Source organism: Pseudomonas fluorescens NCIMB 11764, assembly GCF_000293885.2.
Taxonomy (GTDB): Bacteria; Pseudomonadota; Gammaproteobacteria; order Pseudomonadales; family Pseudomonadaceae; genus Aquipseudomonas; species Aquipseudomonas fluorescens_B.
Genome location: NZ_CP010945.1, coordinates 3183940 through 3196931 on the forward strand (window position 1 = coordinate 3183940; position 12992 = coordinate 3196931).

General features: G+C 59.9%; 15 protein-coding genes. 12 read left to right on the forward strand and 3 right to left on the reverse strand.

All coding sequences use genetic code 11. The features are described from left to right. Positions 1-26: 26 nt before the first annotated feature. A complete protein-coding gene (locus tag B723_RS14635) occupies positions 27-725 on the forward strand; it encodes a response regulator (protein WP_017337338.1) in 699 nt (232 codons plus the stop codon). Between the two features lie 146 nt (positions 726-871). Here the strand turns inward: B723_RS14635 and B723_RS14640 are convergent, their stop codons facing one another. Continuing rightward, positions 872-1912: a patatin-like phospholipase family protein gene (locus B723_RS14640; protein WP_017337339.1), complete on the reverse strand. Its 1041-nt coding sequence runs from the start codon at positions 1910-1912 to the stop codon at positions 872-874. Between the two features lie 221 nt (positions 1913-2133). Here B723_RS14640 and B723_RS14645 point away from each other — a divergent pair, with 221 nt between their 5' ends. The 3 genes from B723_RS14645 to B723_RS14655 all read left to right on the forward strand — a co-directional run bounded on the left by B723_RS14645 (position 2134) and on the right by B723_RS14655 (position 4236). Next, positions 2134-2412, forward strand: a complete 279-nt coding sequence (locus B723_RS14645) for a hypothetical protein (RefSeq protein ID WP_017337340.1) — start codon at positions 2134-2136, stop codon at positions 2410-2412. A 42-nt stretch (positions 2413-2454) separates the two neighbouring features. Then, complete coding sequence (locus tag B723_RS14650; RefSeq protein WP_017337341.1) at positions 2455-3222, forward strand: CHAD domain-containing protein; 768 nt, start codon at positions 2455-2457, stop codon at positions 3220-3222. A gap of 216 nt (positions 3223-3438) precedes the next feature. Beyond that, complete coding sequence (locus tag B723_RS14655; protein WP_017337342.1) at positions 3439-4236, forward strand: acyl-CoA thioesterase; 798 nt, start codon at positions 3439-3441, stop codon at positions 4234-4236. On the opposite strand, the gene B723_RS14660 is transcribed toward B723_RS14655, so the two are convergent. After that, positions 4237-4602, reverse strand: a complete 366-nt coding sequence (locus B723_RS14660) for an Mpo1-like protein (RefSeq protein WP_017337343.1) — start codon at positions 4600-4602, stop codon at positions 4237-4239. A gap of 137 nt (positions 4603-4739) precedes the next feature. Continuing rightward, entirely contained in the window at positions 4740-6221 is a 1482-nt protein-coding gene (locus B723_RS14665) for a methyl-accepting chemotaxis protein (protein WP_017337344.1), read from the reverse strand. A gap of 179 nt (positions 6222-6400) precedes the next feature. Here B723_RS14665 and B723_RS14670 point away from each other — a divergent pair, with 179 nt between their 5' ends. From B723_RS14670 to B723_RS14705, 8 genes are all read left to right on the forward strand, one after another. Next, positions 6401-6931, forward strand: a complete 531-nt coding sequence (locus B723_RS14670) for a hypothetical protein (protein ID WP_008042186.1) — start codon at positions 6401-6403, stop codon at positions 6929-6931. Between the two features lie 66 nt (positions 6932-6997). Further along, positions 6998-7189, forward strand: a complete 192-nt coding sequence (locus tag B723_RS14675; RefSeq protein ID WP_017337345.1) for a PLDc N-terminal domain-containing protein — start codon at positions 6998-7000, stop codon at positions 7187-7189. Between the two features lie 253 nt (positions 7190-7442). After that, positions 7443-8318, forward strand: coding sequence for a polyamine aminopropyltransferase (speE, locus tag B723_RS14680; RefSeq protein ID WP_017337346.1), 876 nt, complete (start codon positions 7443-7445; stop codon positions 8316-8318). Positions 8319-8467: 149 nt separating this feature from the next. Continuing rightward, positions 8468-8701, forward strand: a complete 234-nt coding sequence (locus B723_RS14685; RefSeq protein ID WP_017337347.1) for a hypothetical protein — start codon at positions 8468-8470, stop codon at positions 8699-8701. A 218-nt stretch (positions 8702-8919) separates the two neighbouring features. Next, entirely contained in the window at positions 8920-9261 is a 342-nt protein-coding gene (locus tag B723_RS14690) for a ribonuclease E inhibitor RraB (RefSeq protein ID WP_017337348.1), read from the forward strand. Between the two features lie 468 nt (positions 9262-9729). Then, positions 9730-11139, forward strand: a complete 1410-nt coding sequence (locus tag B723_RS14695) for a circularly permuted type 2 ATP-grasp protein (RefSeq protein WP_017337349.1) — start codon at positions 9730-9732, stop codon at positions 11137-11139. Positions 11140-11151: 12 nt separating this feature from the next. Continuing rightward, positions 11152-12102: an alpha-E domain-containing protein gene (locus tag B723_RS14700; RefSeq protein ID WP_017337350.1), complete on the forward strand. Its 951-nt coding sequence runs from the start codon at positions 11152-11154 to the stop codon at positions 12100-12102. Then, positions 12099-12908 (forward strand): transglutaminase family protein, encoded by an 810-nt coding sequence (locus B723_RS14705; RefSeq protein WP_017337351.1) that lies wholly within the window; start codon positions 12099-12101, stop codon positions 12906-12908. Before B723_RS14700 ends, B723_RS14705 begins: the two co-directional genes overlap by 4 nt. Positions 12909-12992 lie beyond the last annotated feature (84 nt).

A 12992-nucleotide genomic window follows, 5' to 3' on the forward strand; every position in this document is an offset into this window, starting at 1 on the left:
ATTTCTCCATGCCACGATCAGAAACCATGAGCCAGACCGCGACCATTTTGGTCATCGACGACGAACCGCAGATCCGTAAATTCCTGCGCATCAGCCTCGCTTCCCAAGGCTATAAAGTGCTGGAGGCCGGCACCGGCACGGAAGGCCTGGCACAGGCCGCATTAAACAAACCGGACCTCCTCGTGCTCGACCTCGGTCTACCGGACATGGACGGCCAGCAAGTGCTGCGCGAGTTTCGTGAATGGTCGACAGTGCCGGTGCTGGTCCTGTCGGTGCGTGCCAGCGAGGGGCAGAAGGTGGAAGCGCTGGATGGCGGTGCGAATGACTACGTGACCAAGCCGTTCGGTATTCAGGAGTTTCTGGCGCGGGTGCGTGCCTTGTTGCGTCAGGCGCCGGTGGGTGAGGCGCAGCAAGCGGCGCTGGCGTTCGGCCCGTTGACCGTGGACCTGGCCTATCGCCGGGTGCTGCTCGACGGCGTCGAAGTGGCGTTGACCCGCAAGGAATACGCGGTGCTGGCGCAACTGGCGCGGCACCCGGGGCGGGTGATCACCCAGCAGCAATTGCTCAAGGACATCTGGGGGCCGACCCATACCGAGGACAGTCATTACTTGCGGATTGTAGTCGGGCATTTGCGGCAGAAGCTGGCGGATGACCCGACGCAGCCGCGGTTTATCGTGACAGAGGCGGGGGTTGGGTATCGGCTTTTGAGTGAAGGTGGTCTTTAGGGTTTTGTGTTGCTTGATCCGGCCCGATCGCGAGCAGGCTCGCTCCCACAGTGGATTTAGGTGATCCACAAATTTTGTGTCTACCAAAGATCAATTGTGGGAGCGAGCCTGCTCGCGATGGGGCCCTCACATTCACTCGAGAAATATCAGGAATCCCGCTCACTCTCGTATCTATCCAACGTATCCCGCGCAATCTCGCGCCCCAGCGCGATCAATTCCGGCGCCTTGTAGAACTCGAAAAACCGGCACACCCGCTTCGGCACGTTGATCAGGATATCCGGTGGATAACCGGCAATCTTGTACTGCGCCAACGACGTCTGCATCACTTCGAAACTCTGGTTGATCAAATCCAGCAAGGACGCCGGCCCCACGTTGTCGATGATGAACGAGCCGGTGGCTGACTTCGGCGCGCCATCGCGTTCCGGAGCGGCCGCCGGTTGCTGGGCTTCGGGTTCGGCGGATTCGATCCAGGGGTTGATCTCGGCCGCTTCTGCGATCAATGCCTCCTTTTCCAGCAGCAGCAACTTTTCCGCTTGTTTGCGACGGAATGGCAACTTCGAGCCGACCGAGCTCATCAGGCTGTCGAACCGGGTCTTGAACGCGGCCGGGCGCTGGATCACCGGCAGTTGATAGTGGCGCTGGTTGGTGGAGTTGAGGTTGACCGCGATGATCAGGTCGCAATGGCTCGACACCACCGGCACGATCGGCAACGGGTTGAGGATACCGCCGTCCACCAGCATGCGATTGCCCTGCATTACCGGCGTGAACAGGCTCGGAATGGCCGCCGAGGCGCGCATCGCCTGGTGCAGGCAACCTTCCTGGAACCAGATTTCCTGCTGGTTGGTCAGGTCGGTGGCCACCGCCGTGTAGGGGATGCGCAAGTCTTCGATATTGATCTCGCCAACGATCTTGCGGATCTGCCCGAAGACCTTCTCCCCGCGAATCGCACCCAGTCGAAAACTGACATCCACCAGGCGCAGCACGTCGAGGTAATCCAGGCTCTCGATCCAGTTGCGGTATTCATCCAGTTTGCCGGCGGCATAAATCCCGCCAACCACGGCGCCCATCGAACAACCGGCGATGCAGGCGATGTCGTATCCACGCCGCTCGATCTCTTCAATGACACCGATATGGGCATAGCCCCGGGCTCCACCGGAACCCAGCACCAATGCGACACGCTTTTTCATGAATCGCCCTCGTCTGACAAGGTTCAACAATGCACCCAACGAGGGGCGTGCTTCAATCGCTAAGGTCGTTCAGCAGGGTGAACGCGTCGTTTTTTCGACACTCCATGGCGGCAGATGGTTATTCTCGCGAGCGCTATAGTTTCCGCAGCGGGCCAAGGCACTTTTCACGCGCCGGACCGTCTTACCTGCACGACTGTTTACCTATCTTTGAGGTGTGAGTGATGAAAGCCTGGATCTGTGTGCCTTTGATTGCGCTGGCGCTCGCCGGTTGTGCCGGCAAGACTGCGTACCGTGACAGCTGCGGTAGCGGGATCGATGCCGCGTGGCGTGAGCTGGACCTGGCCAAGGCCGAAGGTTTCGCCGGCACCGTCAGTTACTCCAAGGCCCTGTCGTTGCTGACCGGCGCCAAGACCCAGCAGCAATTCGAAGCGTTCGAAGGCTGCACCAAGAAAGCCGAGAAGGCGCGCTTTTATATTCGTGAATCACGCGCCGGGCGTTGAGGCATGATGTAGGCATCAGTAATTCGATTCAGGGAGCAAACGATGTCTGCCTTGGTTGATCGGTTAGTGGCCCATGTTCTGGGCCTGGAAGTCCGCCTGCTGTCGTGTCAGGCACGTTTGAATGCCCGCACCGATCCGGAAGCGTTGCATGATCTGCGCACTACGGTTCGCCGTTTGCGCAGTCTGCTGCGGCCGTTGCGCGGCTTGCCTGGGGTCGAGCAGCTGGAAGTGGCGGCGTCCCGGGTCGGTGACCTGACCACGCCGTTGCGCGATCGCGAAGTACTGGCGGCGTATTTGCTCGAGCACGATCAACCCGAGGCAGCGCAACGTCGCATGGCGCAGATGGCCGTGGCCTATCCGGCGGTCGCGGCAAGCACCGAGCTGGCGCAGTTGCTGATGATTTTCGACGCCTTCCCGCGTTTTCTGCGGGCATCCCAGCGACAGGGGTTGCTCAAGGGACTGCGCAAACGCATCGAAAAGCGCCTGGGCAAGCAGTGGAAAAAACTCGATGAGGCTTTGCACGACCCTGCCCATGATCGCCATCGACTGCGCTTGTTGATCAAGCGTGTACGGTATGGCATCGAGGCCTACCCTGAACTGGACCGTTTGCCGAAATCGGCCTTGCCGAGGCTCAAGTCGGCTCAGGCGGCCTTGGGGGATTGGCACGATTGCTGGCAATGGCTGGCCCGGGCCGAACACGAAGCGGATCTGCAACCTTGTGTGGCCGTGTGGAAAACCACCATGGCCAAGGCCGAAGGCCGTGCCGACATTGTTCTCGACAAACTCAGCGCCGCCTGTTTCAAATCCTGAAGCCACCACGGCCCAGCAGGAGCCGCCGAAGGCTGCGATCTTTTGATCTTTTGCGTCGTCATTCACGCCAAAATCAAAGGATCGCAGCCTTCGGCCGCTCCGACAAAGAGTGTGTACATCGGCTCATCTGTCAGTGCTTTTGGCCAGAATAAGCGCTGTGCCATCCTCGCTGGCTGGTTAACATCGCTTCATTCCATTTCTGCCCTTGAGGTTTTCATGCGCTTTTCCGATCTGCTCGACGCCGTCCGCAGCCAGCCGCTGGAGCTGTCTATTCCGGCCGAATGGGCGCAGGGGCGTGCCAGCTTCGGCGGTCTGGTCGCGGCTTTGCAATACGAAGCCATGCGCGCACGGGTGCCGGTGGATCGTCCCGTGCGCTCGCTGGCGATCACCTTTGTCGGGCCCGTCGAACCCGAAGTGCCGGTCAGTTTTGAAGTCGATGTCCTGCGCGAAGGCAAGGCGGTCAGCCAGGTGCTGGGCCGGGCGATGCAGAAGGGACAAGTGGTGACGTTGATCCAAGGCAGCTTTGGCGCCTCGCGGCCGTCCGAAGTGGCCGTAGCCGCCACGCCGGCTCCCGACATGAAGCACTGGGACGACTGCCAGGAGCTGCCGTATGTCAAAGGCATGACTCCGGAATTCATGCGCCATCTGGCGATGCGCTGGAGTGTTGGCGGCCTGCCGTTCACGGGCAATAAATCCCGCGAGATGGGCGGCTGGGTGCGCTTGCGTGGTGATGTGAAGGAAGAGGCGGTCACTGAGGCGCATATCCTGGCGTTGGTGGACGCCTGGCCGCCGGCGTTGTTGCCGCACCTGAATAAAGTCGCGATGGGCAGCACGCTGACCTGGACCATCGAATTCGTCCAGCCGTTGCTCGAGCTCAGCACCCTGGACTGGTGCAAATACCTCGTAGAAATCGAACATGCCGCTGACGGCTATGGTCATGCGGCCGCGAAGCTGTGGAGCGCGGACGGTCAGCTGATCGCCATGAGTCGCCAGACCGTGACGATTTTTGCCTGATCAGTGACGACGGTGGCGCTCACGCCAGGCGCGCCACCAACCGCCGCTGAGGAAAAAGCGCGGAAAGGTCAGGAACTGCTCGACCAGCAGGCGCGACACCGCATCTTTGCGATCACTGAACGGCTCGGAGGCCTGCGCCTCCAGGCTGTGACCGTGGCGTTGCAGGCCCAATGCAGCGAGCAGGCCGATGATGCCAATCGCGAAGTTTGCAAAGCTCAGGCTGAACACCCCGCACACCAGCAGCAGAAACGCCACGATGAACAGCGGCACGGCAATCAGGTGCAACACCAGATTGGCCGGGTGCTGGTGGTTGTCCGGGTACGCGCGCCATTGCCAGGCGGGAAGGTTGGGGTGACGTTTGCCCATGATGCTGATCCTCGATCCATGTTGAACACATGATTGAAGAATAGGCGTGGCATGGGCGGGCGGCGAATCAAGGATGGCTATCGCAGTGATAGGTGCCATGGTCAGAATTGATGTTGATTGAGCCGGCGATGGGGCCCTTACAGCTTGAGCAGCCCTATGGCCTTGCTCAACTCCCCGGCCAACGCCGCCAACTCATGACTGGTCGTCGCCGAATCCACCGTCTGCTGCACCGTGTTCTCGGTCACATCGCGAATACTCACCACCGCCCGGTTCATCTCTTCCGCCACCTGGCTCTGCTGTTCGGCCGCCACCGCGATCTGCGTGTTGCTTTCACGCATCTGCGCCACGGCGCTGGTGATTTCCACCAACGCGGCGCCGGCCTCTTGAGCCTGTTGCACGCAGTCGTCGGCCTTGAACGAGCTTTCCTGCATGAAATCCACCGCATCCCGGGTTCCGGCCTGCAACGCCGAGACCATCAGGGTGATTTCGTCAGTCGAGGCCTGTACACGTTTGGCGAGGTTGCGCACTTCATCGGCGACCACCGCAAAGCCACGTCCCATTTCCCCGGCCCGGGCCGCTTCAATCGCCGCGTTCAGCGCCAGCAGGTTGGTTTGCTCGGCGATGCTGTGGATCACATTGACCACGCCGTTGATCTTCTGACTGTCCTCGGCCAGACGCTGAATCATCTCGGCCGTTTGCTGTACGCCAGTGGACAACCCGGCAATCGACTTCTGCACGCGACTGACCACTTCCTGACCGCTGCCGGCCAAGGTGTCGGCGGTTTGCGAGAGGTCGCGGGTGGCGCCGGCGTGCTGGGCGATGTGATAGACGGTGGCGGTCATTTCGTTGATCGCCGTGGCGGCCTGGTCGGTTTCGCTTTGCTGACCGAGCATGCCGTGACGGACCTCGTTCATGCTCGATGCCAGGCGCGCCGCGCCGACATCCAGTTGCCGGGCGGTGCTGGCGACAGTGGTGACCACCCGTTGATAACCGGCCTGCATGGCGTTGAACGCGCCGGCCATCTGCCCGACCTCGTCGGTGCAGGCCAGCGGCACACGGGCAGACAGATCGCCGGTTTTTTCAACGTGGAGCATCACGTCTTTCAAAGTGTTGAGCTGGCTGAGCAAAAAACGGATCAACAGTTGCGACGCTCCGAGCATCGCCAGCATCAGGATGAACACCGCCACCGCGTAATTGGCGAAACGCTCGCCAAACACCTGGGTCAGGCTCGCGCCATGAGCGATCACTGCCACCTGCTGACCATCGGCGCGCGTGAACACTTCCGCGCCCATCAGCGGGTTGTCGCCAAACAGCGGCATCGAGTTGATCTTGACCCAGCCGTTGGCATCCGCCAATTCCAGCACGGGTTGCTCGTTCAGCAACGGCGCCTGCCCGCGGCTGAACGTCAGCAGGTTATCGGCCTTGGGCAGCGCCTGCCCGGCAGGCCAGGCGTTGAGCAATCGCGCCTGCGCTTGAGCAGACGCTTGAGCAGCCTGACTGCGGGCCTGCTGTTCGAGTTGTACGGCGTACAGCACCAACAACAGGGTGGTGACGAAGGCGACAGCGTTGACCGCCCAGAATTTATATTTCAGCGAGATGTTGCTAAGCCAGGCACCCATGGAGGTCTTCTCTGATAGCGGAAACAGCATTGGCAAGGTGCCAGCATTGTGCCGCTACCCGAGTCGGCGGATCTTGATGTGCATCAACATTCCCGACCGTGTTCCCGCGCAGGAATTGCGGGGCGTAATGCGCTATCCTTCGCGCCTTCAAAATTCCCTCGCTACAGGATTCCGCCCCCATGAAAGCCGCACTCGTCGAACTCATCAGCAAAATCAGCTCCGGGTGCATGAGCGAAGACGAAATCCTCAAGGTCGCTGACGAAGCGGCCCAGGCCTATGCCGATCCAGAGGCTTTTCTGACGGCCAATCCGGACATCAACTACGACGACACCTTCCCGATTCCGTTGGGCGAATGGGTGGTCGTCGGCAGCCTGCCGGAAACCGTGCTGTTCCAGGCTGACACCTATATGGACTTGTTCGCGCAGATCGTCGCGTCGTTCGGCCCGGGCGTGGATTTCAACATCAAACCCAAGCAACTGGCCAAGACCGAAGCGCTGACCGCGCTCAATCGCATCCAGGTACAGATGGGCAGCATGAACAAGGAAAACGGCGGCTACACGCTGATGAACTTCAGCCAGTTGCTGGACGACGAACTGCAAGTGGTGCTGGTCTACGGCAACGACGTGCCGCGTGTGCTCGAGTTGTGCGCCGAGGTCGGCATCGCGGCCGCACCTTCCCTGGAAGCCCTGAAAGTGGCGATCCACGTTTGAATAAAACGGAACCCTGACAACGGCCGGCTATCCTAAGAGTGCACATCACTCTTAGGGAGCGACACCATGGGTTCCACGTTCAACGGCCTGGTTGGCCTGATCATTCTTGCCCTGGACATCTGGGCAATCATCAACGTGCTGAAAAGTGGCGCCGACACCGGGATGAAAATCGTCTGGGTCCTGCTGATCCTGCTGTTGCCGGTCCTGGGCCTGATCATCTGGGCCATCGCCGGGCCGCGGGGCAACGTGCGAATCTGACCCCTAAACACCGCCAAACCTGTGGGAGCTGGCCTGCCAGCGATGGCATCACTGCGGAGTCTCTGATAGACCGCAGCGATACTATCGCTGGCAGGCCAGCGCCCACAGGTTCGGCGTCGAGCCGTCAACTGACGTTCGACCTGTCATCTTCCGCGACGTAGAATGCGCGCCTTTCCCGGGCAATCGAGCTGATCGATTGGCCTTCATGGGCGGGTAACCGTCCGTTGCCACCGCATTCATCGGAGCACTTCCCATGAGCAACACTCCAACCAGCGATTACCTGGAAACCCTCTACGAAGGCTACGGCCAGCGTTTTCGCATGGAAAAACTGCTGCACGAAGTGCGCACCGAACACCAGCACCTGGTGATTTTCGAAAACCCGCGCATGGGCCGGGTCATGGCGCTGGACGGCGTGATCCAGACCACCGAAGCCGACGAATTCATCTACCACGAAATGCTCACCCACGTGCCGATCCTGGCGCACGGCAGCGCCAAACGCGTGCTGATTATCGGTGGCGGCGACGGCGGCATGCTGCGTGAAGTGGCCAAGCACGGTGGCGTCGAGCACATCACCATGGTCGAGATCGACGGCACCGTGGTCGACATGTGCAAGGAATTCCTGCCGAACCACTCCAAGGGTGCGTTCGATGATCCACGTCTGAACCTGGTGATCGACGACGGTATGCGCTTCGTCGCCACCACCACCGAAAAGTTTGACGTGATCATCTCTGACTCCACTGACCCGATCGGTCCGGGCGAAGTGCTGTTCTCGGAAAACTTCTACCAGGCCTGCCGTCGCTGCCTGAACGAGGGCGGTATCCTGGTGACCCAGAACGGCACGCCGTTCATGCAGATCGAAGAAGTCAAAACCACCGCCGGCCGCCTGCGCAGCCTTTTCCCGGACTGGCACTTCTATCAGGCCGCCGTGCCGACCTACATCGGTGGCTCGATGACATTTGCCTGGGGCGCGACCAATACCGCCTATCGCAAATTGTCCCGCGAAACCCTGCAACAGCGCTTCGCCGGCAGCGGCATCATCACCCGCTACTATAATCCGGAGATCCACATTGGCGCGTTTGCCTTGCCGCAATACGTACTGCAAGCCGTGAACAAGCCAAGCAACGACTAACGTTATTCACATCCCCTGTGGAAGCCGACCAACTCCCACAGGGTCAGTGTGTTTTTATGTGGGTGTGCCGTAATCCGTTTGAACGATCAGTCAGGCCAAAAGTCCAGATAGATGTACGCCCATTTGCGGGTTTGTTCGAGGAGGCACTGATGCAAAAGTGGAAAATCACTTTCGTGGATGATCACGGCGAAACAGTCGATGAAGTCTTTGAGTGCGACAAATGCCCGGACAACGAGCATGCCGCCAAACTCATCAAGGCCCGTCTCCTTCCTGTCGCTGCCGAACTGGATCTGAACGATCTGGAAGGGCGCACTGCTGATGCGAGCGTCAAGAATCTCAAGTCCCAGAACAGCATACAAATCCTCGACATTACTCCCGTCTGAAACACTCTCTGGCACACTCGTGAAACACCAGGCCTTGGCAGCGGCGCTTACTTGAGGCTACTCTGCAATCGAGATCAGCGATTGGATCGCTAAGGTCTGGTCTTGTCAGCTACATGCTTGTTTCCCTTCGGCAACGTGGTTGCCGCAATGCTTGCACCATTCGGTTGCAGGCGTCGGGAGTACGGAAAGTCTATCCATCGGTTTGAGGAGGACGTTTCATGAGCACAGCCTATCAAGAAGACATCAGCAGCTCGGTGCTGCGCCGCATGAAAGAAGGCGGTTTCGACTTTTCACGATTCCATCCCATTGAGTTCTACGCCATTTTCCCGGACGAGGAGCGGGCACGCAGGGCGGCAGGGCATTATTCCGGCGAATCCATGAATGCACAGATCAGCGTACGCGATGACGGCGCATGGGCCCTGGAACTGAGTAAAGTGATGTCCGCCACCTATGACGGCATCGGTGACTTTGAGCAGGATTTCGAGGCGGTGGTCGAGCCTTTGGGCGGCATCATCGAAGGATGGGGCGTCAAGCAGGAGGTACGAGGGCTACTCGCATAACACTATGAACAGCGACAACATCCACTAACGGCTGACCTTCGGGTTGGCCGTTTTCGTTTGTGCGTCTGAACATCAAAAGATCGCAAGCCTTCGGCAGCTCCTGCATAGGAATGCGTAGGAGCTGCCGAAGGCTGCGATCTTTTGACGTATTTTTGATTCATGACATTTCAACAAAGCAAAAAAAAGCCGCCTGAACAGGCGGCTAAAAGGGAAGTTCGGTGAGCATTACCAGCGAATGCGCCAATTATCCACAGCCACTGCCGGGCAGTGAAATCAACTCTGACTATGCTGGTGATAGGCGAAAGCATTGCTTCGCAATGAAGCGGGGGCGATCAGGTTGGGGCAATTACCGCACAGGAATGGTGCGGTCGCTGCGCGACGAATATCCAACCGATTGATATCAAAGCGTTTATGCCGATGGCACGGGCCTTGCGAAGGTCTGTATGTCCGGGTGACAAGGAGTACGGCATGATCCGCACCTATTTTGATGAGATGTACGATGCCGGCGGCCAGGTCCGCCCGCATTATCGGGAGTTTGCCCGTTGGCTGGCCGAGACGCCTGACGAACTTCTCGCCCAACGGCGACGCGAGGCCGATCTGTTGTTTCATCGCGCCGGGATTACTTTCACGCTCTACGGGGACGAGCAGGGCACAGAGCGCCTGATTCCCTTCGACACCATTCCGCGCAGCATCCCCGCCAGCGAATGGCGGATTGTCGAACGTGGCTGCATCCAGCGGGTCAAGGCGTTGAACATGTTCCTCGCCGACCTCTATCACGAACAGCGCATCATCAAGGCCGGCATCATTCCGGCCGAGCAAGTGCTGGCCAACGAGCAATACCAGTTGGCGATGCAAGGCCTGGATTTGCACCGGGATATCTACTCGCACATCTCCGGTGTCGATCTGGTGCGCGATGGCGACGGCACGTACTACGTGCTCGAAGACAACCTTCGTACACCGAGCGGCGTGAGCTACATGCTCGAAGACCGCAAGATGATGATGCGGCTGTTCCCAGAGTTGTTCTCGGCCCAGCGCATCGCCCCCATCGATCATTACCCGAACCTGCTGCTCGACACCCTGAAAAGCTCCAGCCCGATCGATAACCCGAGCGTGGTGGTCCTGACGCCGGGTCGCTTCAACAGTGCGTTTTTCGAGCATGCATTTTTGGCGCGAGAAATGGGCGTCGAACTGGTGGAAGGCGCGGACCTGTTCGTGCGTGACGACAAGGTGTTCATGCGCACCACGGACGGGCCGAAAGCGGTCGATGTGATCTACCGACGCCTCGACGATGCGTTCCTCGATCCGCTGGCGTTCAACCCGGATTCGATGCTCGGTGTGCCGGGGCTGCTGTCGTCCTACCGCTCGGGCAATGTGGTGCTGGCGAATGCCATCGGCACCGGGGTGGCGGACGACAAATCGGTGTATCCGTTCGTGACGGACATGATCCGTTTCTATCTGGATGAAGAGCCGATCCTGAAGAACGTGCCGACGTTCCAATGCCGCAATCCTTCTGAACTGTCCCACGTGCTGGCCAATCTTCCGGATCTGGTGGTCAAGGAAACCCAGGGCTCCGGCGGTTACGGAATGCTGGTGGGGCCGGCGGCGACAGCGGCGGAAATCGAGTCGTTCCGCGCCCGCATCAAGGCCAAGCCACACGCGTACATCGCGCAACCGACGTTGTCCCTGTCGACTTGTCCGACCTTTGTCGAAAACGGCATCGCGCCACGCCACATCGACCTGCGTCCGTTTGTTTTGTCTGGCCGCGAAACCCGGGTCGTGCCCGGCGGTTTGACCCGAGTCGCCCTGCGTGAAGGCTCCCTGGTGGTGAATTCCTCCCAGGGCGGCGGAACCAAGGACACCTGGGTGGTCGAGGATTGAAGGAAGCCTGCCATGTTAAGTAGAACTGCCTCGGATTTGTATTGGATGTCGCGTTACCTGGAGCGGGCGGAAAACCTCGCACGGATGCTCGACATCAGTTATTCGCTGTCGCTGATGCCGCAGGATGGTCGCGGTGATGGTCTGCATGAGCTCGCGATGCCGCTGCTGATTACCGGCACCCTGGACGATTACCTCGAACGCCACGGCGAGTTGCATGCCGAACGGCTGCTGCACTTTTTCGCCCTGGACGCGGCCAATCCGGCGAGCATTTACAGTTGCCTCGGTTCGGCACGGGCCAGTGCCCATGCCGTGCGGGGGCGAATCACCGCCGACATGTGGGAAAACATCAACGCCACCTGGCTGGAAATTCGCGGGATCGCCGAGCAAGGCTTGAGCCGCTACGGAATGAGCCGTTTCTGTGAGTGGATCAAGGAACGTTCGCACCTGTTTCGCGGCGCGTCCTACGGCACCATCATGCGTAACGATGCGTTCCGTTTCATTCGACTGGGCACATTTATCGAGCGCGCCGACAACACCTTGCGCCTGCTCGATGCTCGCTACGAAATGGCTGGCGATCAGGCCGAAGCGGTCAGCGACGGCACGGCCCACGCTTATTACCAGTGGAGTGCCTTGTTGCGGGCGTTGTCGTCGTTCGAGGCCTATACCGAAATCTACCGCGATGCGCCCGGTGCCCGGCATGTGGCCGAACTGCTGCTATTGCGTGCTGATGTGCCACGTTCGCTACGGGCCTGCACCGAAGAAATCGACCAGATCCTCGCCCAGCTGTCCGGCGCCAACGGCCGTCCCGCGCAACGCCTGGCCGCCGAGATGGACGCGCGCCTGCGCTACACCGGCATCACCGAAATTCTCGACGAAGGCCTGCACGCCTGGTTGACCGAGTTCATCCCGCTGGTGCGCCAGTTGGGTAACGCCATACACAGTTCCTACCTGGAGGCGGCATGAGACTTTCCATTAGCCACGAGACCACCTATCACTATGAAGATCAGGTGCGGGCGAGCATCCAGTACCTGCGACTGACCCCTCACGACAGCGAGCGCCAGCACGTGCTCAGCTGGCAACTCGACCTGCCGCGCCCGGTGCGTGCGCAACTCGATCCGTTCGGCAACATTCTGCACGTGCTGACCATGGACGAGCCGCATGAAGCGATCATCATCGGCGCCCGTGGCCAGGTCGACATCGACGAACTGCGTGAGGCCGAGCACGAGAGCCAGTCGGCGCTGCCGTTTTTACGTTTCACACGCCTGACAGAAGCTGACGAAGCCCTGCGCGCTTTCGCGGAAAAGGAATGCAAGCAACGCCGGGATCGCACAGCGTTGATCGACTTGATGCATGGGCTGAACCAGCACATGACCTACACGCCAGGCTCCACCGAAGTGGATACCAGCGCGGCCCAGGCCTTTGCCGGGCGTTCTGGCGTGTGTCAGGACCACACCCACGCGTTCCTCGCCTGTGCTCGCAGCCTGGGCATTCCGTCGCGTTATGTATCGGGATATTTGTACAGCGAGAACTGCGAGCACCTGGCCAGTCACGCGTGGGCGGAAGCCTGGCTGGACGACGCGTGGTACAGCTTTGACGTGACCAATGAACTGGCGCGGCCGGAGCGCCATTTGAAGCTGGCGGTGGGCCTTGATTACCTGGATGCCTGTCCGGTGCGCGGGATGCGTCGCGGCGGCGGGTGTGAGCAGATGCATGCGAAGGTGTTTGTGTCGCCGACGCCGATGCCTGTGATCTCGGTCCAACAACAGTAATCACGAATTATCGGGGAGAAGGCGCTTTTGTGGCGAGGGAGCTTGCTCCCGCTCGACTGCGCAGCAGTCGTAAATTCGATCAAT